The organism is Thiosocius teredinicola, assembly GCF_002009425.1.
Lineage (GTDB): Bacteria > Pseudomonadota > Gammaproteobacteria > Chromatiales > Chromatiaceae > Thiosocius > Thiosocius teredinicola.
The window spans coordinates 1,346,151-1,366,709 of the sequence record NZ_CP019936.1 but is presented as its reverse complement, the minus strand read 5'-3'; the positions used below and the strand labels follow the sequence as shown (position 1 = coordinate 1,366,709).

The following is a 20,559-nucleotide window of genomic DNA, read 5'->3' as shown; positions in this document are numbered from 1 at the left end:
GACTCGATCAGGGCGGCACAACGGCTGCCGCCCGTTGTGTGCATTCAGGGGCGATCGTCCACCACGTCTTCTTTCTTCACCGGCATCAGGTCGGCCTTGCTGACGCCGAGCCACAAGGCAACCGCCGAGGCGACATAGATGGTCGAGTAGGTACCGACCAAGACACCGACGATCAATGCCAGCGAGAAGCCGTAGACGTTCTCGCCACCAAGGAAGAACAGCGCCAGCAACACCACCAGGGTCGTACCCGAGGTCATAATGGTTCGCGCCATCGTTTGGTTGATCGAGGCGTTGACGATCGATGCCGGCGTGCCCTTGCGCATCTTGCGAAAGTTCTCACGCACCCGGTCGAAGATGACAATGGTGTCGTTCAGCGAGTAACCGATTACCGCCAGCACCGCCGCCAGCACCTGTAGATCGAATTCGATCTGCAACAGCGCGAACAAACCGACCGTGAACAACACGTCGTGTGCCAGCGCAGCCACCGCACCGACGGCGAAGCGCCACTCGAAGCGCATGGCGACGTACATCAGGATGGCGATCAAGGCGACCAGCACCGCCAGCGCACCGTCTTCGGTGAGTTCATCGCCGACCTGCGGCCCGACGAACTCGACGCGACGCATGTCGACTTCGCCATCGGCCGCGGCGCTGAGCGCGCGCAACACCCGGTCACTGACCTCGGCACTGTTCTTCTCCTCGCTCGCGGCATCCGGCGCGACACGGATCAGCACATCGCGCGGGGTACCGAAACGCTGCACGGTAGCACCATCGAAACCACCGTCGGCCAGCGCCTGGCGAACGGAGTCGAGTTGTACGTCCTGCTGGTAACCGACCTCGATCAACGTACCGCCGGTGAAGTCGATGCCGAAATTCAGACCGCGGATCGCGATGGCCGCCGCCGCGGCGATCAACCAGAGGATCGACAAGATGACCGCCGCGCGGCGTACGCGCATGAAGTCGATGTTGAGATTCTTGCTTACGATTTCCATCAGACTTCTCCGCGCCTAGATCGCCAGTTTCTGCACACGCCGACCGCCGTAGATCAGGTTCACGACGGCCCGGGTGCCGAGCAGCGCAGTAAACATCGAGGTCAGGATGCCGACCGCAAGCGTTACTGCGAAACCACGCACGGGCCCGCTACCGACCGAGAACAGTACGACCGCCGCAATGAGCGTGGTGACGTTGGCGTCGAGGATCGAGCTGAAGGCCCGCTCATAACCCGAATGGATACTCGCCTGTGGTGTCGACCCCACCCCGAGTTCCTCTCGAATGCGCTCGTAGATGAGCACGTTGGCGTCCACCGCCATACCGACGGTCAACACGATACCGGCGATACCGGGCACGGTCAGCGTGGCCTGCAGGATGGACATGACCGCAACGATCAACACGAGGTTGGCGACCAGCGCCAGGTTTGCCACCAGTCCGAAAGCCTTGTAATAGATCGCCATGACAATCATGACGGCGAGCAGGCCGACCGCGACCGAGATCATGCCCTGGTCGATGTTGTCCTGACCGAGGGTCGGGCCGATCGTGCGTTCTTCGACGATCTCGATCGGCGCGGCCAACGCACCGGCACGCAACAGCAGCGCGAGTTCGTGTGCCTCCTGCGGGCTGTCCAGGCCGGTCGTCTGGAAACGTGCGCCGAACGGCTCACGGATCGTCGCGACATTGATGACCTCTTCGACCCACTGCCTTACCGGCTTGCCTTCGGCATCACGGCTTACGGTGCGCTTTTCCTTGAAGACGACTGCCATCGGCTTGCCGACATTGTCGGTGGTGGTATCGCGCATGCGGCGCGCACCGTTGCTGTCGAGATTGACGATGACCGCCGGCTGACCGGACTGCTGATCAAAGCCGGACGACGCGCCGGTCATCTGGTCACCGGTCACGATCACCTGGCGTTTCAGCAGGATCGGTGTGCCGTCACGCTCGGCATACAGCTTCGAGCCGGCCGGCGCACGACCCGAGGCCTTCGCTTCGATCGCCTCGGCCGGACCGGCGTGCACCAGGCGATATTCCAACGTCGCAGTCGCTTCCAACAGGCCCTTGACCTGCGCCGGATCCTGCACGCCGGGCAGTTCGACGACGATACGACGATCACCCTGCTGCTGAATGATCGGCTCGGACACGCCGAGTGCGTTGACGCGGTTGCGCAGCGTGGTGATGTTCTGTGACAGCGCCAGCTTGCGCACTTCGCGCTCGCGGTCGGGAGACATCACCAAGCGAATGAAATAGCTGCCGCCTTCGTCGGCGGAAGACATATCGAGATCGCGCAGTTCTTCGCCAAGCACTTCTTCGGCGCGGTCGCGCGTCTGGGCGTCTTTGAAGCGCACCTCGATCGAGGTGCCGGATTCCTTGACGCTGACGTAGCGAATCGTCTCGCCACGCAGTGCGGTCTTAACGCTACCCGAGTAGCGCTCCACCGCGGTCTCGATCGCCGCCTCCATGTCAACGTCGATAAGCACGTGGATACCGCCGCGCAGGTCGAGGCCGAGGTTCATCGGCCGACCACCGATCGCGCTCATCCAGCCCGGCAGATCGGGTGAGATCGACAAGGCCGAGGTGTAATCCGGCGGCAGGGCCTTGGCGACGACAGTGCGTGCCTTGAGCTGGTCTTCGGAATCACTGAACCGGATCTGCAAGCGGCCATCGTCGAGCATCTTGTCGGCCTTGATCGGCACGTCGGCGCGCTGCAAGGCGTTGACCACGGCCATCTTGGTCGTCTCGCTGACCTTCTCGCCGCGCGCAGCGGATACCTCGATGACGGGATCCTGTGAAAAGACATTCGGCAAGGCGTACAGGAGCCCCACCAGCAGCACAAAGGCGACCAGCAGGTTCTTCCACAAGGGGTATTGGTTCAGCATGGGTTTCCGTGAAACTCGTGTGAGAGTTGGCCTGCGCAGGGCAGGCCATGCGGGCGTTTAAAGTTCTTTTAGGCTGCCTTTGGGCATTACCGCCTCGACGGCCGACTTGCGTACCGTGACGACGACATTGTCGGCGACCTCGACTTTCATGAAGTTCTCGCCGAGTTCGGTGATCTTGCCCATCAGACCACCCATAGTTTGGATCTCATCGCCCTTTTTCAAGCCACCGACCATGGCTTTGTGTTCTTTTTGGCGTTTGACCTGCGGACGGATCAGGAAGAAGTACATGATGACGAACATCCCGATCAGGAAGATGATCGACATGCCCCCATCGCCGCCGGCACCCGGTGCCGGAGCCTGAGCCATTGCGTCGGATATAAAAAAGCTCATCGTGCGCTCCCGTCGAATCTGGCGACCTGGCGGCCGCGCTTAACAAAGGCGCAAGATTATGCCATAGCTCAGACGGGGACGGGCAAACCGCGCTGTGCGTAGAAATCATCGCGGAAGCTGGAATAGGTTCCGTTCTCGATTGCCGCGCGTATCTGGCGCATCAAGGCCTGGTAATAGGCCAGGTTGTGGATCGTGTTCAAGCGTGAGCCGAGGATCTCGTTGCAGCGGAACAGGTGGCGCAGGTAGGCACGGCTGTAGTTGCGGCAGGTGTAGCAGTCGCAGGCCTCGTCGAGCGGCCGCGTATCGCTCTCGTGCACCGCATTGCGGATGCGCACCACCCCGTCGTGGGTGAACAGGTGGCCGTTGCGGGCATTACGCGTCGGCATCACGCAATCGAACATATCGATGCCACGGCGCACCGCCTCGACAATGTCTTCCGGCGTGCCGACACCCATTAAATAGTGAGGATGATCCGCCGGCAGGCGGTCTGCGAGGTAATCGAGCACGCGCCAGCGGTCGTCCGCCGGTTCGCCGACCGACAGACCGCCGACCGCATAGCCGTCGAAGCCGATCTCCGCGAGCCCCTGCAGCGATCGCTCGCGCAGCGCGGTGAACACTCCGCCCTGAACGATCCCGAACAGCGCATTGGGGTTGCCCGCGTGAGCCGCCTTGCTGCGCTGCGCCCAGCGCAACGACAGCTCCATCGAGTCGCGCGCCTCCTGCTCGGTCGCCGGATAGGGTGTGCACTCGTCGAAGATCATGACGACATCGGAGCCCAGCTCACGCTGGATCTGCATCGACTCTTCCGGCCCCATGAACACCTTGGCGCCATCGACCGGCGAGCGAAAATGCACGCCCTGCTCGGTGATCTTGCGCATCTGGCCGAGCGAATACACCTGGAAACCGCCCGAATCGGTCAGAATCGGCCGCTCCCAGTGCATGAAATCGTGCAGATCGCCATGCGCTCGAATGACCTCGGTGCCGGGTCTCAACCACAGGTGGAAGGTGTTGCCGAGAATGATCTCGGCGCCCAGGCCCTCCAGCTCTTCCGGCGTCATGGCCTTGACGGTGCCGTAGGTGCCGACCGGCATGAATGCGGGGGTCTCGATGGTCCCGCGGCCAAAATGCAGGCGGCTACGGCGCGCATCGCCATCCTGACCCAGACGCTCAAATCTCAACTGACACCTCGATAAATTCTATTAATAATTGACCATTCGGATCTTATATTAGAGAATAATTATGTACTGATTGAATCAGTACATTCCTCCATCCTCCTTTGGTGGAACTTGGCGCGGCACCCCCTGCCGCGCCTTTTTTACGCCTGCCGTTCCAGAAACATGGCATCGCCGTAGCTAAAAAACCGGTACTCGGCCTCGACCGCGTGGCGATAAGCGGCCATGGTCGGCTCATAGCCTGCAAAGGCGCAAACCAACATCAACAGTGTCGACTCGGGCAGATGGAAGTTGGTCAACAAGGCATCCACCACGTTGAACGGGTAACCGGGTCGGATGAACAACCGGGTGTCGCCCGTATACGGCGCCAGTTCGCCGCCGGCTGCGGCCGTCTCGAGGCTGCGCACGCTGGTGGTTCCCACCGCTACCACCCTGCCCCCGCGTTCGCGGGTGCGTCTGATCGCGTCGACCGTCGCCGCGCTTACCTCGAGCCATTCGCTGTGCATCTTGTGCTCGTCGAGATTCTGCACGCGTACCGGCTGAAAGGTGCCGGCGCCGACATGCAGCGTGACCCGCGCCGACTCGATGCCTTTGGCTGCCAGTCGCTCGAGCATCGCATCATCGAAATGCAGACCGGCGGTCGGTGCAGCTACGGCACCGGGGCGGTCGGCGAATACCGTCTGGTAACGCTCCTGATCGGCTTGCGTATCCGGCCGCTGGATATAGGGCGGCAAAGGCATATGACCATGCTGCTGCATCAACTCGGCGAAGTTGCCCGCCTCGCTGCGCAGAATGAACAACTCATCGTCACGCCGCTCCATCAGCAACGTCCGATCACCGACCACAATCCGGCTGCCCGGTTTCGGCGACCTGCTGGCGCGCACATGGGCGGCCGCAAGATCAGATGCCAATAGACGCTCGATCAGTATCTCGACCTGCCCACCCGTCTGCTTGCTGCCGTACAGGCGCGCCGGGATAACGCGCGTATCGTTGAAAACAAGAAGGTCACCTGCTTGCAGCAGGCGATCGAACTCACGGAACTGTCGATCGACAATCCCGCCGCCACGTTGAAGATGCAGCAGCCGGCTCTGGCCGCGCTGCGGTGTCGGCTGCTGGGCGATCAGCGCCTCGGGCAGGTCGTAATGAAAATCGCTGAGCTGCATGGGCGCGCGATGTTAACACAGCCACTTGCGACAACCGCGGATGACGTTATACTTCGCCGCTTCCCTGCCGGGGTGGTGGAATTGGTAGACACAGGGGATTCAAAATCCCCCGCTGGCAACAGCTTGTCGGTTCGAGTCCGACCCTCGGTACCAGAACAAACCTGAGCCTGACTCAGTACGCGCAAAGGCCCGCCATGCGGGCCTTTGTTGTGTTCGGCTTTCGCGCTTACAGAGTTCGCAGCGCAGCGTGCAACGATCTGCGCTGCACCCGTCAGGCGTCGTGCCTAGCCCACCTTATTGAGCAGGTACTCGTTCGCATCCGACATCCAGTCGCGCAGCTCGTGCAACGGCATCGGGCGGCAGATGCCGTAGCCCTGGGCAAAATCCACGCCGGCGTTGCGCAGCGCGGCGATCATCGCCTTGTCTTCGACGAACTCGGCAATCGTGCGCAGACCCAAGGCGCGTCCGATGTCGGCGATCGACCGCACCATCGCCGCGTCCATAGCGTCGGTGAGCATGTCGCGAACGAAGGCCCCGTCGATCTTCAGGTAGTCGACCGGCAGGTTTTTGAGGTAGGCGAACGACGACAGGCCGCTGCCGAAATCATCGAGGGCGAAACGGCAACCGCGACCCGCGAGTTCGGCGATCAGGCGCTGCGCCTTCTCGATGCTGTTCACCGCCGCTGTCTCGGTGATCTCCCAGCAGACCTTTTCCCAAGGCAGATTGACCGAAGCGATCCGCTCGATCACGAACCTGTGGAAATCATCGTTGGCGATCGACAGACCGGAAAGGTTGATCGCGATCCGATCGAGACGCTCGAAGATCTCGGGTTCCTGTTCCCAGTGCCGGCAGACGGCTTCGACCACCCAACGATCGATATAGGTCATCAGGTCGTAGCGTTCGGCAGCCGGAATGAAGGCCCCTGGCGGTACCATCCGTCCGTCCTCGTCGATCATCCGCACCAGTATCTCGATGCCGCAGCCGGTCTCGTCACCGCCGTTCAGCGGCACGATTGGCTGGCAGTACAGGGTGAAGAGGTTCTTCTCGAGCGACTCACGAATGCGGGCGGCCTGCGAGATCTCGCCGCGCCGCTGCGTTTCCTTGTCGCCCGCCGGCTGATACACCACCACCTGGTCGCGACCATTCTCTTTGGCCATGTAGCAGGCCGAATCGGCGGCCGACATCACTTCGCCGATGCGCGTCCAGGTCTCATCGATGATCACCAGGCCGATCGATACACCCACACCATAACTGGCTTCGTTCCAGCGAAAACGGAACTGCTTGACCTCGTCGCGCAGGGCGTTGGCAATGCGTAGGCCGACATCGACATCGCAGCCCGGCAGCAGCACGGCGAACTCGTCACCGCCCAGACGGGCGAAGGTATCCGACTGGCGCACCTGCAGCTTCATGATGCTGGTGAGCTGTCGCAGCAACTGGTCGCCGGCGCGGTGACCGCAGGTATCGTTGACCAACTTGAACTGATCGAGATCGAGGAACAGCAGCACGCTGCGCGGCTTGCTGTCGGAATGACTCACAACCTGCTCGAGGCGACGCTCGAACTCGCGACGATTGATCAGCTCGGTAAGCTCATCGTGGCTGGCCTGATACGACAGAATCTCCTGCATGTGCCGTTCGGCCGATACGTCTTGCAGTACGGTGACGCTGCCGATGATCGAGCCATCCTTGCCGCGCATCGGCGTCACGCAGCCTGCGATCTTGATGACGCGCCCGTCATCCAACTGCAGCTCGGAGCTTTCTTCGAGTTCGGTGCTGATGCCATTGACCAATGCCGCCTCGATAGCATGTTCTGCTTGTTGGCAATGCTCACTGTCGTCGATAAACAGCAAACCGGCCAGCGAGCTGCCATACATACGCTCTTCCGGAACGCCGAGCAGCGCTGCAGCCGCCGCATTGCTGCCATTGACGGTACCCGACTGATCAGTGGTGATGACCGCCTCTTTGATCGCTTGCAGGGTGACCTGCGCAAACTCTTTCTCTTCGAAGATCGCCTCTTCGTACTGCTTTCGCTCGGTCTGGTCGCGGATCAACACGATCGTGTGTTCGCGTTCATCGCCCACGATGCGCGACGCCGTGACCTCGGCAGAAAACACCTTGCCTTCAGCATTGACGCAGTTGACCTCGGTGTCTTCGCAGTCGCCGCGCACCACGCAGTCATCGGACACCGTCGGCGCCAGCAACAGCCTGAAAGGCTGTCCGAGGATCACTTCGTCTTCGTACATGAACAAGCGATGCGCAGCCTTGTTCAGATCGACGATGTTGTTGTCGCGATCAATGGTCACCAAGGCATCGCTGACATTGTCGATAACCGCCCTGGCCGTCGCCTCGCCGCGCTGGTGCGTTTCCGCAAGCCGGCGCAGCTGTTCACTCTGATCCTTCAACAGGCTTTCGCGCGCCGTCGCAGTGGTGACGTCGTCGATCTTGATGAAGGCGTAGCGCTTGCCGTCGTCGGCGATCAGCGGCTTGACCACGATCATCTGCTCGATCGGCAATGCCGTCGGGTCGCTTGGATCGGCAAACAATGGCAGTGGCGTGCGATTCAACGAGTTGGAGAGCAGCGAAGTTTGGCCGGCGTCGATAGCCGCAACCACGCGTTGTATCAGTCGAGCGATATTGGCCGTCGGATACAGCGCATGCAGCGTTTCACCGCAGGCAGTTTCTGTCGAAGTGCCGCTGTGGCGCACCATCCAGCGGTTCCAGAACACGATGCGTTGTTGCTCGTCGAGCAGAATGACACCGGCATGGCTTTCGAATAGCGCGCTGCGTATCAGGCTGTCTGGCGGAGTCATGGTCGCCGTTACACCTATTGCGCGAATCCGAAGTATTCGGCCAGTTTCCGGCGAAAGATATCGAGCGACTCGATGTCCATCAGAAAGGCAATGTAGCCGTTCAGATTGATGTGCTTGACGGCGAACTCAACGCGCAGGCGCAACACATAATCGTCGTCGCCGATGTCCTGGTTGCCGATGATGACATCCTTGAGTTCGCCAACGACCGGTTCGGGTATTTCGTTGTGGATCTCGTCGCCCATGATCGACGCCATCGTGCTCAGACAGGCATTGAGAATGATGTTGCCAACCTCCGACAAGGCCTCCTGCTCCATCTCCGTTACGAAGGCGATATCGGCATCCGGCTGCTGCAACAGCAACCTGACCAACTCGAGACTGCGGTTCTGCGGAAACAGCAACAGTGCACTGCCCGAGAACGGCCCGGAGAAACGCTCGCGCACACCGCGGATCGACAGCGAATGCTCCATATCTGCGGCAGCTGCAGCGTCGATCTTGCGCATGGCCTCGATGCGCGGCACAGACAACTGAATCTCTGCGTCGATCATTTCGCTGAGCGACGATGCCGCCACACCGATCCCGAGGTTGAATGCCTCGGAGAAGGCATCGTGCTCGTCTTCGGTCAGGCTATAGACCTCAAATTGCTGCTGCTCTGAAGTAGCCAAGCATCTTCTCCTCGGTGATAGGTTTGGGCACGAACCGGATGTCCGCTTCTTTGGCCTTCTCCTTGACCGCGGGTTGGATGTTTGCCGTTACCAACGAGATCTTCGCGTCGGGAAATCGTTCGCGCAGACGGGTACCGAGTTCGAAACCGTTCATGCCCGGCATATTCATGTCGAGCGTCATGATGTCGATCTGTTTGCCTTCGGTAACCGCAAGGGCTTCATCACCATTGCCGGCCTCTACGACATCCCACTCCGGAAAGTGGGCGTTGATGATCTTGCTGATCATCATGCGCGACATGCGACTGTCGTCGACGACCAAGACGGTCTTCTTTGCCGTCATCGGCGATCTCCCCTTTAGATTCGTTCCGTGTATCTGCTGCCTATCGGCCATTGACCGGCCAGCTTTAGGCGCGCCGTTCCCACACGAGAAGTAGGGATAAAGCGATGGACATGCGGGTGCCGCGCCGCACTGCTTCGCGGCGATCAGATATGTTTGACGGGAATGCGACCGGTCGGGGTTCGCGGTCGCTGGAGGTCTACGGACCTAGGGCTTCGGCGAGTTCTGCTGCTTGCGCAATTCGTCGAGCCGGCTCAGCACGTTCTTGGCGCGTTCGATGCGTGCCAGGATGTCCTCGTCGTCGGGTTTCAGGCTGAGCGCCGCCTGCCAGGTGGCGACTGCGGCATTCAACTGCTCATCGAGGTACAGGTGATCACCCAGCTTCACCAATGCTTCGACCTGCGGACTGATCATCGACCAGGCCTTCTCCTGCAAACCGGACACCTCGCGGTTGTTCGGCTGCAGCTGCGCCACTTTATCGAGGATGTCCAGGGCCTTGCGGTACTCGCGTGCCTCGATCGCGGCGCGTGCGCTTTCCAGCAGCTCCTTGCCCCGTGCCTGTCGGTCCTGTTTCTCGACCGCGATGCGACGCTTGGCGGCGTTGTTCTCGCTGGCCCGCAGTGTCGCGTTGACGGCGGCAAGCCGGTCCTTCAATTCAGGGGTACCGGCAATCTCGACCGCCAGGGCGTAGCAACGCCTCGCCAGCACCGGCTGGGTCTTGGCGTGCTCTTCCCCGCACGCCGTCAGCGACTCTTCCTGGTCGCCCAGTTTCTCTTTCCAATAAAGGCGGCGCGAGGTGGCAAACAGCGAATCCGCATCGACTAATGCGAGCTGATCGAGCAGATCGATCTTGCTCTTAAAGTTTTCGGCGTCAGAGACCATGATCTGGTCGCGGATCTGACGCGCGATCACATCGCGTTCGGATGCCAGATCGTCGTACAGCTTGGCGATCTCCGCACTCTCAGGATAGGCCGTCTTGGCTTCCTTCAACATTGCGAGTGCATCGGCCCAACGGCCGTCACGGCGTGCCAATTGCTGGGCCTGAGTCAGCGATTCGGCCGCCGACGCAGGCAACGGTGTATCGACACCCTCCTTCGAAGACGACTTGGTCAGCTTGGTACAGCCGGGAAGCGCCACGAGCAGCGCAAGCAAAACGACGCGTAGGATCATCAGCTATCCACAACCTGCAGGATCTGATCGATCAATTGATCGGCATTGATATCGTGGGCAACCGCTTCGACGTTCATCGCCCGCACCTCGACACCGCTCTTGCGGCCCTTGAGCTTGGCCTCGCCCAGATGGCGGTAGTGCGCCAGGTTGCCCGGGTGACCGCACAACAGCATGGACTCGGTGACCAACACGCCACCGGGCTCGGCGATGCTGCACAGGCGAGCGGCCACGTTTACCGTGTCGCCGACCACCGTGTACTGCATGCGCTCGGAACTGCCGAGGTTGCCGGCCAGCATCGGGCCGCTACTGATGCCCACCCGCAGGCGCACTGTGGCCTGGTTGAGCGACTCGCGAATCCGGTTGATGCGGTGGGTGAGCTGCTGGATCAGCATGCCGCAGGTCATGGCGTGCAATGCGTGATGCGGGTTTTCATCCGGTACACCGAACACGATCATGATGCAGTCGCCGATAAACTTGTCGACCGTGCCGCCACAGCTCTCGGCAGCCAGTGCAAAGTAGCCGAAGTAGTCGTTGAGCAGCGCCGCCACCTCGCCGGGCTCGCGGGATTCCGACAACTCGGTGAAACCGACGATGTCGCAGAACAGCACGCTGCCTTCGACGCAATCGCCACCGAGGGCGCCGCCCGCGTCACTCGCCAGTACCTGCTGCGCGATCTGCGGCGACACATAACGCGACAACGCGGCCTCGACCTCGTTCTTGCGCTTCACGCCCTCTGCTAGGTGTTGGAAGGTATTGAGCACCTGGCCGATCTCGTCGCGCCGTTCGACAACCACCTGCGGCATGACCGCACCCAGGGCCTCGCCCGCCCGCGCCAGACGCTCAATCGGGCGCGACATCCGGTACGCCAGCGCCGACGCGAAAATGATGCCGACCAGGATCAACAGCAGCGTCGAGATAATAAGGAAGCGCAGCGTTTCTTGGAGATCTTTCTCCAGCGGCGAACGGTCGATGCTGACCGTCAGATAGCCTGCCGTCACATCCTGGAACACCACTGGGCTGACGTAAGAAACCGCCTTGTAGTCGCCGCTCTCCCAATCCCACGGAGCCACGCCATCCTGGTCGAAGCGGCGCTGGTCGGCACCGGGCGGGCTCACGCCGGCTTCAGCGACCAGTTTGCCTTCGGCGTCGTGCAATGCGGCGCCGAGCACCAGCGAACTCTGCGCATGGCGCTGTAGAAGAATCTGCAACGACAAGGTGTCTTCGGCCATCAGCGGTTCGCCACTGACCCCGACCAGTTGCTCGACGATGACCTGGCTGAAGCGGTCGACCTGGCTGCGGTACCCGGCCTCCTGCTGCTGAATCAGGTAGAAACCGAGGACACCCATGGCAAATACGATCAGCGCCGCGATCGCCACCGACCACTTCAAGCCGAGCGGCAACGACGAATTTTCGTAGCGCTGCCAGATCTGCTGCATCCAACGGCCCAGGATCGAGTCGCCTTCGTGGCGTGGTTCGGGTCCGGGCAAAAAAGCCTCGCTGGTTTTCTGACTAGTGTTCATTACCGCTGTCTTTTCCATCGACCGCACAGGCGCGCAGACCGCATCGAGTCAAACGCGCCCCGATATCTCAAGTTTCCGTTGGGAACTTCAAGGAGTGTGTCAACCATAGCGCCGAATACACCACAACCCCAAAAATTTTCTCCAATTGACAACTTCCGGGATGACCCATGTGACCGGATTGTAATGTTATTCTATTACACCCAAATCCACCCGGAATCCGCAGTGACCGTAAACCCAGTCAGGACGGCCCTGGCCCTGTTGTTCATCGCCGTCGCGTTCAACGTCGGCGCCGCCTCGCACCCACCGCGCGTTGTCGCCAGCATCGCACCGCTGCATTCGCTGGTCGCGGCGGTCATGAGCGGGCGCGGCGAGCCGTTGCTGTTGTTGAGCGGGTCGGAATCGCCACATACCTTCAGTCTGCGACCCTCCGATGCACGTGCCATCAACAATGCCGATCTTGTCATCTGGATCGGCCCCGAACTGGAGCAACCGCTCGAGCGGATTCTGCCGACGCTGTCGGCGAAGCGCTCGATCAGCATGCTGTCGCTTCCCGGCCTGGAACTGCTCGCCCAAAAGGGCGTACACGACCACGCGGAACACGTTCAGGCAGATAAGACGCACAAAAGTTCGCTGTCTTCCATCGACCCGCACATCTGGCTGTCGCCGGGCAATGCGCAACGCATGGTCGACGCCATCGCCGATGCCCTGATCACGGCCGATCCCGATGGTACGGACCTCTATCGCCGCAATGCCGACGCGCTCAATCAGCGGCTGGCCGACCTCGACGATGAACTGCGCGCGCAGCTGCACGGGCTCGAGGCCCGCTACACGGTTTTTCACAACGCCTACCAGTACTTCGAACGGCGCTACGGCCTGCATCCCGTGAGCGGGATAACCACCCACCCCGAGCGCCGACCGGGTGCCGGCCACCTGCGCTGGCTGCGCAAGGCGCTACGTGACGAGCAGGTCCGTTGCCTGTTCTCGGAGCCGCAGTTCGACGACCGCCTGGTCGACATGTTGAGCGAGGGCCTGCCGATCCGCCACGCCGTGCTCGATCCCTTGGGTGCGAGCATCGAACCGGGACCCGAGGCGTACTTCGAGACCCTGCGGCAGATGGGTCGAACCATGCACGAATGCCTGACGGAGGCCGATCGATGACGACACCGCACGCCACCTTTCCGCACGGCGATCACGATCATCGCGCGTGCATCCGCAGCGCGTTGAACGACGCCGAACTCATCTGCAAAGCGCGCGGCCTGCGCCTGACGCCGATCCGCCGCCGCGTGCTCGAACTGATCTGGCGCAGCCATCGCCCCAGCGGCGCCTATGAACTGCTCGAGCAGATTACTGCCGACGGTCACAAGCCATCGCCGCCGACCGTCTACCGGGCGCTGGAGTTCCTGCTGCTGCACGGACTCATCCACCGCATCACGTCGCGCAACGCCTATGTCGGCTGCTCTGCCCCGGGCGACGAGCACATGGCGCAGATATTTATCTGCGAGGCCTGCGGCATGGCCGTGGAACAGGCCGACGCGTCATTGAACCAGCGTATCCGGCGCAACGCCGACGAGTTGGAATTCGAGATTCACGAACAGACGGTCGAGATTACCGGGCTGTGTCCGCAGTGCGTGGCAGACCATGCTGAAACCTGAACAGCTGCTGGTCGGCACCAATCTGTGCATGACGGTCAAGGGCCGTCAGCTGCTCGACCATGTGTCGTTCGAGCTGGACCGAGGACGCATCCTGACCGTCATCGGTCCGAACGGTGCCGGCAAGACGACCCTGGTGCGCATCGCCCTGGGGCTGTTGCGCCCAACCCGCGGACATGTCGAAAAAGCGCGCAACCTGAAGGTCGGCTACATGCCGCAGAAGCTCAGCCTGCCCGACAGCATGCCACTGAGCGTTGAACGTTTTCTCACCCTGAGCGAACACAACGCCGACAAGGTGGCGGCCGGTGCGGCCGACGTGGGCATAACGCATCTGCTGGATCGCCCCATGCAGGCCCTGTCGGGCGGCGAAACCCAGCGCGTGCTGTTGGCCCGCGCCCTGCTCGGCGACCCCAACCTGCTGGTGCTCGACGAACCGGTACAGGGCATCGACGTCAATGGCCAGACCGAGCTGTATGCATTGATCATGCGCCTGCGCGACCAGCGCGGATGCGCGGTGATGATGGTGTCGCACGACCTGCACCTGGTCATGGCCTCGACCGACGAGGTGCTGTGCATCAACCAGCATGTGTGCTGCTCCGGTCATCCCGACACGGTCAGCCAGCATCCGGCCTACCTCGACCTGTTCGGCACCGCGGCGGCCGACACGCTCGCGGTCTACACCCACCATCACGACCACACGCACAACCTGCATGGCGACGTGGTGTGCGACGAGGACCGGCACGACCATGGATGACTTCATGTTGCGTGCGCTCGCCGCGGGGCTGGGGCTGACGCTGGTCAGCGGCCCGCTCGGCGTGTTCGTCGTGTGGCAGCGCATGGCCTACTTCGGCGACACGCTGGCGCATTCGGCACTGCTCGGCATCGCGCTCGGCCTGTTGTTCCAGGTCAGCCTGCAGTTCAGCGTGCTAGTGCTGGCCGTACTGATCGCGATCGCCCTGCTGACCCTGCAACGTCGCAGCGACCTGGCGACCGATACGCTGTTGGGAATACTGGCGCACGGTTCACTGGCGATCGGCCTGGTCGCGATCAGCTTTCGCGAAGATCTCCGGGTAGACCTGCAGGCCTATCTGTTCGGCGACATCCTGGCCGTCGGCGTCACCGACCTGATCTGGATCTGGGCGGGTGCGGTGTCTTGTCTGGTAGTGCTGACGCTGATCTGGCGTCCACTGTTGAACCTGACGGTGCATGCCGACCTGGCCGCCGTCGACGGCGTGCCTGTGGCACGCATCAAGCTGGTTTTCATGCTGCTGGTCGCCCTGGTGATCGCCGCGGCGATGAAGATCGTCGGTGTGCTGCTGATCACGGCGCTGCTGATCATTCCGGCGGCCACCGCCCAACGTTTCAGCAACAGCCCGGAGCAGATGGGACTGCTGGCAACCCTGGCCGGCGCCATCGCCGTTGCCGCGGGACTGTCGGCCGCGTTGTGGTTCGACACCCCGGCTGGTCCGTCGATCGTCACCGCGGCAGTCGGGCTGTTCCTGCTGGCCCAGATACGACCGCGTCACTGACACCCTATCGTTCAGCAAACGTTCAGGATGGCTCGCGTAGAGTTGCTGCAAAACGGGCAACCTACCCTGGATAGGGCGAGGCAGACGAATGAGAAACCCAATCGGAAGAATCCTGATGGTCGGCACGGGCGCCCTAGCCGCCTGCGCTCTTGCCGGCATGGTATCTGCGGCCGCCAGCCCCACATTCGGCCAAGTCAAATACGACGGCAATGGCGCGCTCGCCAAGGTCATCGATGTCAGCCCTGTCTATGCCACCGTACCGACCGCAGTGGCCGAACAGCGCTGTTGGAAAAAGCGTGCGCCGAACTCGGCCGACGACGCACAACGCGACCTTGCCGAACAAGGCGTGGTACGCCGCTGTGAATCGGTCGAGCGTTGGGAAAACCGCGAAGCGTTGGTCGGTTACAATGTAGAGTATCAATACCAGGGGCGCACCTACCGGACACACACCGACCAGAAACCGGGTCGGGTCATCCGCATTGAAACCGGCCTGCGCCCGATGGTGTTCTGAGGTCGTGGAAGCAGAAGATGAAGCGGTGGTACTACACAAAAACGCTGTTGATCGCACTGATCGCCATTCTATTGAGCGCACCCAGTCTGGCCGGCGATCGACGCAAGTCTCTCGACCAGGCGGTTGAAGAGGCACGCGATCGCTACCCCGGCAGAGTGTTGTCGGCGGAAACCAAGAACCGCGGCGGGCGCGAGTCGCACAAGATTCGCATCCTGACCAATGACGGTCGGGTGAAACGTCTCAACGTGGACGCCGAATCCGGTCGATTCGAACGTCGCAGCAAGCGTTGAGCAGGTGCCGTTCGCGGCTTTTTTGCCGCCCCCGCAATCCCACCGAGATATCCGACACACGCTGCTGAAACGCGCAGCGATGGCTTGAGGAACCACGACCATGCGTATCCTGGTTGTCGAAGATGAACCCACCTTGCGTGAACAGCTGCGCACCCAGCTCGAAAGCAAGGGCTATTCAGTCGATGCTGCAGAAGACGGCGAGAACGGCCTGTTTCTCGGACGCGAATATCCGATGGACCTGGCGGTCATCGACCTGGGGCTGCCCGGGATGTCGGGCATCGAATTGATCCGCGAACTGCGCAAGCTGCAACGCGACTTCCCGATCCTGATCCTGACCGCGCGCGACGCCTGGCAGGACAAGGTCGAGGGGCTGGAAAGCGGCGCCGACGATTACCTGACCAAACCGTTTCACACCGAAGAGCTGCTGGCGCGCATCAATGCCCTGCTGCGTCGCGCGGCGGGGCATAGCTCGCCGCTGCTCAGTGCGGCCGGCGTAGAAGTGAACACCGCCGAGCAAACCGTGTATCGCGACGGCGAGCAGATCTCGCTGACCGGTCATGAGTACCGCATTCTCGAATACCTGATCGTGCATGCTGGCAAGGTCGTCTCCAAGACCGAGCTTACCGAACACATTTATGATCAAGATTTCGACCGCGACAGCAACGTGGTCGAGGTGTTGGTCGGGCGTATCCGCAAGAAGATCGACCCCGACGGCAGCCGCAAACCCATCGAAACCCTGCGCGGCCGAGGCTACCGGCTGGTCAAGGAGGGTGAGGCCGCGTGAGGCGCTCGATCGCGCGCCGATTGCTGATCAGCAGCCTGGTGATTCTGGTGGCGTTTCTCGGCATCGCCGCCGCGGCGCTCGACCGCGCATTCCGCAGCAGCGCCGAAAGCGCCGCGCGCGACCGGCTGCAGGCGCACGTCTACACCCTGCTGACCTCGGCCAAAGAGGACGATCAGGGCCGCATGCGGCTGCCGGGGATTCTCGCCGCGCCCGATTTCAACCAACCCGACTCGGGGCTGTACGCCAAGATCACCGGCGAGAACGGCAACTACCGATGGCGCTCGCGCTCACTGCTCGGGCGCAAGGCACCGACCATGACGCCACAGGCCCCGGGGCAGACGCGTTTTCGCTTCTCCGGCGAATTCGCCGTGATCGACCAGGGCATCTTGTGGGAAGACGACCGCGGCAATCCGATTGATTACTCGATCACCGTGGCGGCCGATATCACGCCATTCCGCGATGAACTCGAAGGATTTCGCAATACGCTGTGGTTGTGGCTCGGTGGTGTCGGTGTGTTACTCCTGCTGTCGCAACTCTTGCTGGTGAGCTGGGGGCTGCGCCCGCTGCGCGAGATGACCGACGCCGTACGTCGTGTCGAACAGGGAGAGAGTGCACAGATCGAAGGCCGGGTGCCGCGCGAGCTCACCGGCCTGGCCGACAACCTGAACTCGCTGATCACGCAGAACCAAACCCGCCAGGAACGGGTGCGCAACAGCCTTGCCGACCTGGCGCACAGCATGAAGACGCCGCTGGCCGTGCTGCGCGGTGCGGCGGACAGCGAATCCGACTCCGGCGTTCGCCAGCTGATCCACGAACAGACGCAACGCATCAATGAAATCGTCACCTACCAGCGCCAGCGCGCCGCCGTCGCCGGTTCGAGCAGCGTGACCCGGCCCATCGAGTTGGCGCCGATCGTCAAGCGGCTGTGCGCCAGCCTCGACAAGGTCTATCGCGACAAACATCCGAAGTGCAGCATGTCGATCGACGACGGGCTGCGGTTGCGTGCTGACGAGGGCGACATGTTCGAACTGTTCGGCAACCTGCTGGAGAACGCCTACAAGCACTGCCGCTCACGTGTCGAGGTCCAGGCGGAACGGGATTCCGCCCAGGTGCGGATCCGTATCCAAGACGATGGCGACGGCATCGCCGATCAGGACATCCAACGCCTGCTGCAACGTGGCGAGCGCGCCGACCAGCGGCACCCGGGCGAAGGCATCGGTTTATCGGTGGTCAACGAGGTCGTCAAGCAATACGGCGGCGAACTGAATATCGTTCGTGCCGACCTCGGCGGGGCCTGCATCCGGATCGCCATACCGGCCTGAGTACGAAGCGGATTCCACCCCTTTTATGAACCGTTTCGCTCAAGTTGCGCGGCCCGCCGCCGCTACGACTGACTGATAACCAGCAACGCCAACAGAGTCATGTCGGAAGACAAAGAGAACGAACAGTTCGAACAACCGATGATCCGTTTCGGCGGCGAGTGGCTGCCTGCCCACGAAGTCTGGAACAAACTGGAGACGGCGAACGTCGTCGCGGACGCCATCGACCGCTTCAACAACCAGTTTCCCCACCTGTCGAGTGCCGATACGCGCAGTGTCGTGCCTCTCGTGCGCGAGCGCTTGAAAGACATGGAACTGAAGATGCCGGTCGGCTACAACCGCCCGGACCTGCAGGCGATCGCCATCGAGTTGCTCGACGCCATGCCGCCTGAGGATGTACTGGATGTGCTGCGCGAAGAGCACAAGGCGGATATGGGTATGCTGCAGCTCATCCAGCTTGCCGGCGAACAACCCTATCTCGAGTGCCTGCGGCGCGAAGCCGTCGAATTCCGCCTGCAGCGCATTACCGCCGAGCAGGCAGCCCAGCTGTGGAACGACGCCAAGCGTCCGGCACCCGGCGGCGGCCTGTGGTCAAAGAAAAAGGTCGACGACCTGGTGAACTTTCAATACTGAGCGCAACGCCCCGGTCTATTCGGGTTCGCCTCACTTCTCGCCGGCTTCGGCCGCTTCGTCCGCCTGCAGATCCAACGAAAGCGAATTGATGCAATAGCGCATCCCGGTCGGCTGTGGCCCGTCGGGAAATACATGGCCGAGATGGGAACCGCAGCGGCGGCAGTGCACCTCGGTGCGCGTCATACCGTAAGAGCTGTCGGTCTCGGTTTCGACCGCCTCCGGTGACATCGGCTTCCAAAAACTCGGCCAGCCGGTGCCCGAATCGAACTTGGTCTGCGAGCTGAACAACGGCTCACCACACGCCGAACACTTGTAGACACCTGCGGTTTTGGTATCCCAGTAGGCACCGCTGAACGCCCGTTCGGTGCCCTTCTCGCGGCACACGTGAAACTGCTCGTCGGTCAGCGTTTCGCGCCATGCCTGCTCGCTTTTTTTGATCTTATCGGCCATTTTTCTCGTCATCCTCGCCTGTCGGACCGCGTCAAACCCTTTTTTGTTGCGCTTGATCGCGATTTCAACCCGTCACTATACTCGCGGGCCTGAATCAATACTCGCCATCGGATTTTGATATGACTTTCAACGCTTTTCACCCGCCAATTCGCACGCTTATGGGACCAGGACCGTCAGACGTGCCGCCGCGGATACTGGAAGCGTTGGGCCGGCCGACCATCGGTCACCTGGATCCGACGTTCGTTGAATTGATGGACGAGGTCAAGGCGCTGCTGCAGTACGCCATGCAGACCGAGAACGCCCTGACCATGCCGATTTCAGCGCCGGGTTCGGCGGGGATGGAGGCCTGTTTCGTCAATCTGGTCGAACCGGGCGACAAGGTGATCGTCTGCCAGAACGGCGTGTTCGGTGGGCGCATGAAGGAAAACGTCGAGCGCTGTGGCGGCGAAGCGGTCATGGTGCATGACGCCTGGGGCACGGCCGTCGATCCGCAGAAACTCGAAGATGCCTTGATCGCGAACCCCGACGCCAAGGTCGTGGCGTTCGTGCATGCCGAAACCTCGACCGGCGCCGAGTCCGATGCCAAGACCCTGGTTGAACTCGCCCACAAGCACGACTGCCTGACGATTGTCGACGCGGTCACCTCGCTCGCCGGCAGCCCGCTGAAGGTCGACGAATGGCAGATCGATGCGTTGTACTCAGGCACCCAGAAGTGCCTGTCGTGCGTACCGGGCATCGCGCCGGTCAGCTTCAGTGAACGCGCACAACATCGCATCAGCAACCGCACGCACAAGGTGCAGAGCTGGTTCCTCGATATGAACCTGATCATGGGTTACTGGGGCTCGGGTGCGCGCCGCGCCTACCACCACACCGCACCGGTCAACGCGATGTACGCCTTGCACGAATCGCTGCTGATGCTGCACGAAGAGGGCCTGGAAAACGCCTGGGCGCGTCACCGCCGCAACCACGAGGCACTCAAGGCCGGCCTGGATGCGATGGGCATCCGCTTTATCGTCGACGAGGCACATCGCCTGCCGCAGCTCAATGCCATCGCCATTCCCGAAGGCGTGGACGACGCGGCCGTGCGCACGCGCCTGCTGCAGGAGCACCACCTTGAGATCGGTGCGGGTCTCGGCGATCTGGCCGGCAAGGTCTGGCGCATCGGCCTGATGGGTTACAGCAGCCGCATCGAGAACATCACGCGTTGCCTGGCCGCACTGGATGGCGTGCTGGCCGATCTCGGCGCCCCGGTCGAGCACGGAGTTGCTCTGCCGGCGGCGGAAAAAGTCCTCGCCGCCGCCTGATCGCC

General features: G+C 61.9%; 21 protein-coding genes and 1 tRNA gene. 11 read left to right on the top strand and 11 right to left on the bottom strand.

All coding sequences use genetic code 11. The annotated features are described in order from the left end of the window. Positions 1–44 precede the first annotated feature (44 nt). From secF to queA, 5 genes are all read right to left on the bottom strand, one after another. Positions 45–989 carry a protein translocase subunit SecF gene (gene secF / locus B1781_RS06695; RefSeq protein WP_078118916.1) on the bottom strand — a complete coding sequence of 315 codons (945 nt, stop codon included), beginning with the start codon at positions 987–989 and terminating at the stop codon, positions 45–47. 15 nt (positions 990–1,004) lie between these two features. Next, the gene (gene secD / locus B1781_RS06690) at positions 1,005–2,861 is read right to left on the bottom strand and encodes a protein translocase subunit SecD (RefSeq protein WP_078121952.1); all 1,857 of its coding nucleotides are present in this window, start codon (positions 2,859–2,861) and stop codon (positions 1,005–1,007) included. A 60-nt stretch (positions 2,862–2,921) separates the two neighbouring features. Then, positions 2,922–3,254 carry a preprotein translocase subunit YajC gene (gene yajC / locus B1781_RS06685; RefSeq protein ID WP_078118915.1) on the bottom strand — a complete coding sequence of 111 codons (333 nt, stop codon included), beginning with the start codon at positions 3,252–3,254 and terminating at the stop codon, positions 2,922–2,924. 68 nt (positions 3,255–3,322) lie between these two features. Then, the gene (tgt, locus tag B1781_RS06680; protein WP_078118914.1) at positions 3,323–4,432 is read right to left on the bottom strand and encodes a tRNA guanosine(34) transglycosylase Tgt; all 1,110 of its coding nucleotides are present in this window, start codon (positions 4,430–4,432) and stop codon (positions 3,323–3,325) included. A 137-nt stretch (positions 4,433–4,569) separates the two neighbouring features. Then, positions 4,570–5,589: a tRNA preQ1(34) S-adenosylmethionine ribosyltransferase-isomerase QueA gene (gene queA / locus B1781_RS06675; protein ID WP_078118913.1), complete on the bottom strand. Its 1,020-nt coding sequence runs from the start codon at positions 5,587–5,589 to the stop codon at positions 4,570–4,572. A 66-nt stretch (positions 5,590–5,655) separates the two neighbouring features. Between queA and B1781_RS06670 the strand changes: the two genes are divergently transcribed. Beyond that, positions 5,656–5,742 (top strand) — tRNA-Leu (locus B1781_RS06670). A gap of 131 nt (positions 5,743–5,873) precedes the next feature. Here B1781_RS06670 and B1781_RS06665 read toward each other — a convergent pair. The 5 genes from B1781_RS06665 to B1781_RS06645 all read right to left on the bottom strand — a co-directional run bounded on the left by B1781_RS06665 (position 5,874) and on the right by B1781_RS06645 (position 12,085). Beyond that, positions 5,874–8,396 (bottom strand): bifunctional diguanylate cyclase/phosphodiesterase, encoded by a 2,523-nt coding sequence (locus B1781_RS06665; protein ID WP_078118912.1) that lies wholly within the window; start codon positions 8,394–8,396, stop codon positions 5,874–5,876. Positions 8,397–8,410: 14 nt separating this feature from the next. Then, on the bottom strand, positions 8,411–9,058 hold the full coding sequence (locus B1781_RS06660) for a hypothetical protein (RefSeq protein WP_078118911.1): 648 nt from the start codon (positions 9,056–9,058) through the stop codon (positions 8,411–8,413). Continuing rightward, a complete protein-coding gene (locus B1781_RS06655; protein ID WP_078118910.1) occupies positions 9,030–9,398 on the bottom strand; it encodes a response regulator transcription factor in 369 nt (122 codons plus the stop codon). Before B1781_RS06655 ends, B1781_RS06660 begins: the two co-directional genes overlap by 29 nt. Before the next feature lie 204 nt (positions 9,399–9,602). Then, positions 9,603–10,565, bottom strand: coding sequence for a tetratricopeptide repeat protein (locus tag B1781_RS06650; RefSeq protein ID WP_078118909.1), 963 nt, complete (start codon positions 10,563–10,565; stop codon positions 9,603–9,605). Further along, positions 10,565–12,085, bottom strand: coding sequence for an adenylate/guanylate cyclase domain-containing protein (locus tag B1781_RS06645; RefSeq protein ID WP_164513286.1), 1,521 nt, complete (start codon positions 12,083–12,085; stop codon positions 10,565–10,567). Before B1781_RS06645 ends, B1781_RS06650 begins: the two co-directional genes overlap by 1 nt. Before the next feature lie 222 nt (positions 12,086–12,307). Between B1781_RS06645 and B1781_RS06640 the strand changes: the two genes are divergently transcribed. The 9 genes from B1781_RS06640 to B1781_RS06600 all read left to right on the top strand — a co-directional run bounded on the left by B1781_RS06640 (position 12,308) and on the right by B1781_RS06600 (position 18,800). Further along, on the top strand, positions 12,308–13,243 hold the full coding sequence (locus B1781_RS06640; protein WP_164513285.1) for a zinc ABC transporter substrate-binding protein: 936 nt from the start codon (positions 12,308–12,310) through the stop codon (positions 13,241–13,243). Further along, positions 13,240–13,737, top strand: a complete 498-nt coding sequence (locus B1781_RS06635) for a Fur family transcriptional regulator (protein WP_334223900.1) — start codon at positions 13,240–13,242, stop codon at positions 13,735–13,737. Before B1781_RS06640 ends, B1781_RS06635 begins: the two co-directional genes overlap by 4 nt. After that, positions 13,724–14,488, top strand: a complete 765-nt coding sequence (gene znuC, locus B1781_RS06630; RefSeq protein ID WP_078118905.1) for a zinc ABC transporter ATP-binding protein ZnuC — start codon at positions 13,724–13,726, stop codon at positions 14,486–14,488. The genes B1781_RS06635 and znuC overlap by 14 nt, the downstream gene beginning before the upstream one ends. Next, positions 14,481–15,263 carry a zinc ABC transporter permease subunit ZnuB gene (znuB, locus tag B1781_RS06625; protein WP_078118904.1) on the top strand — a complete coding sequence of 261 codons (783 nt, stop codon included), beginning with the start codon at positions 14,481–14,483 and terminating at the stop codon, positions 15,261–15,263. The genes znuC and znuB overlap by 8 nt, the downstream gene beginning before the upstream one ends. An 88-nt stretch (positions 15,264–15,351) precedes the next feature. Then, positions 15,352–15,774 carry a hypothetical protein gene (locus B1781_RS06620; protein ID WP_125931958.1) on the top strand — a complete coding sequence of 141 codons (423 nt, stop codon included), beginning with the start codon at positions 15,352–15,354 and terminating at the stop codon, positions 15,772–15,774. 17 nt (positions 15,775–15,791) lie between these two features. After that, complete coding sequence (locus tag B1781_RS06615) at positions 15,792–16,064, top strand: PepSY domain-containing protein (protein WP_078118902.1); 273 nt, start codon at positions 15,792–15,794, stop codon at positions 16,062–16,064. Positions 16,065–16,164: 100 nt separating this feature from the next. After that, complete coding sequence (locus B1781_RS06610; RefSeq protein ID WP_078118901.1) at positions 16,165–16,848, top strand: response regulator transcription factor; 684 nt, start codon at positions 16,165–16,167, stop codon at positions 16,846–16,848. Next, positions 16,845–18,170: an ATP-binding protein gene (locus B1781_RS06605; RefSeq protein WP_078118900.1), complete on the top strand. Its 1,326-nt coding sequence runs from the start codon at positions 16,845–16,847 to the stop codon at positions 18,168–18,170. Before B1781_RS06610 ends, B1781_RS06605 begins: the two co-directional genes overlap by 4 nt. Before the next feature lie 99 nt (positions 18,171–18,269). Continuing rightward, on the top strand, positions 18,270–18,800 hold the full coding sequence (locus tag B1781_RS06600) for a hypothetical protein (RefSeq protein ID WP_078118899.1): 531 nt from the start codon (positions 18,270–18,272) through the stop codon (positions 18,798–18,800). Between the two features lie 30 nt (positions 18,801–18,830). Here the strand turns inward: B1781_RS06600 and msrB are convergent, their stop codons facing one another. After that, the gene (gene msrB / locus B1781_RS06595; RefSeq protein ID WP_078118898.1) at positions 18,831–19,250 is read right to left on the bottom strand and encodes a peptide-methionine (R)-S-oxide reductase MsrB; all 420 of its coding nucleotides are present in this window, start codon (positions 19,248–19,250) and stop codon (positions 18,831–18,833) included. 119 nt (positions 19,251–19,369) lie between these two features. Here msrB and B1781_RS06590 point away from each other — a divergent pair, with 119 nt between their 5' ends. Further along, positions 19,370–20,554 carry a pyridoxal-phosphate-dependent aminotransferase family protein gene (locus tag B1781_RS06590; RefSeq protein WP_078118897.1) on the top strand — a complete coding sequence of 395 codons (1,185 nt, stop codon included), beginning with the start codon at positions 19,370–19,372 and terminating at the stop codon, positions 20,552–20,554. The last annotated feature ends 5 nt before the right edge of the window (positions 20,555–20,559 follow it).

Excerpts from the sequence above, each read along its gene's own strand:
- yajC (WP_078118915.1), bottom strand. The coding sequence starts at position 3,254 with ATGAGCTTTTTTATATCCGACGCAATGGCTCAGGCTCCGGCACCGGGT.
- B1781_RS06655 (WP_078118910.1), bottom strand. The coding sequence starts at position 9,398 with ATGACGGCAAAGAAGACCGTCTTGGTCGTCGACGACAGTCGCATGTCG.
- B1781_RS06650 (WP_078118909.1), bottom strand. The coding sequence starts at position 10,565 with ATGATCCTACGCGTCGTTTTGCTTGCGCTGCTCGTGGCGCTTCCCGGC.
- B1781_RS06610 (WP_078118901.1), top strand. The coding sequence starts at position 16,165 with ATGCGTATCCTGGTTGTCGAAGATGAACCCACCTTGCGTGAACAGCTG.
- B1781_RS06590 (WP_078118897.1), top strand. The coding sequence starts at position 19,370 with ATGACTTTCAACGCTTTTCACCCGCCAATTCGCACGCTTATGGGACCA.
- B1781_RS06620 (WP_125931958.1), top strand. The coding sequence starts at position 15,352 with ATGAGAAACCCAATCGGAAGAATCCTGATGGTCGGCACGGGCGCCCTA.
- B1781_RS06600 (WP_078118899.1), top strand. The coding sequence starts at position 18,270 with ATGTCGGAAGACAAAGAGAACGAACAGTTCGAACAACCGATGATCCGT.
- msrB (WP_078118898.1), bottom strand. The coding sequence starts at position 19,250 with ATGGCCGATAAGATCAAAAAAAGCGAGCAGGCATGGCGCGAAACGCTG.
- B1781_RS06645 (WP_164513286.1), bottom strand. The coding sequence starts at position 12,085 with ATGAACACTAGTCAGAAAACCAGCGAGGCTTTTTTGCCCGGACCCGAA.
- B1781_RS06665 (WP_078118912.1), bottom strand. The coding sequence starts at position 8,396 with ATGACTCCGCCAGACAGCCTGATACGCAGCGCGCTATTCGAAAGCCAT.
- queA (WP_078118913.1), bottom strand. The coding sequence starts at position 5,589 with ATGCAGCTCAGCGATTTTCATTACGACCTGCCCGAGGCGCTGATCGCC.
- secF (WP_078118916.1), bottom strand. The coding sequence starts at position 989 with ATGGAAATCGTAAGCAAGAATCTCAACATCGACTTCATGCGCGTACGC.
- B1781_RS06635 (WP_334223900.1), top strand. The coding sequence starts at position 13,240 with ATGACGACACCGCACGCCACCTTTCCGCACGGCGATCACGATCATCGC.
- znuB (WP_078118904.1), top strand. The coding sequence starts at position 14,481 with ATGGATGACTTCATGTTGCGTGCGCTCGCCGCGGGGCTGGGGCTGACG.
- B1781_RS06615 (WP_078118902.1), top strand. The coding sequence starts at position 15,792 with ATGAAGCGGTGGTACTACACAAAAACGCTGTTGATCGCACTGATCGCC.
- znuC (WP_078118905.1), top strand. The coding sequence starts at position 13,724 with ATGCTGAAACCTGAACAGCTGCTGGTCGGCACCAATCTGTGCATGACG.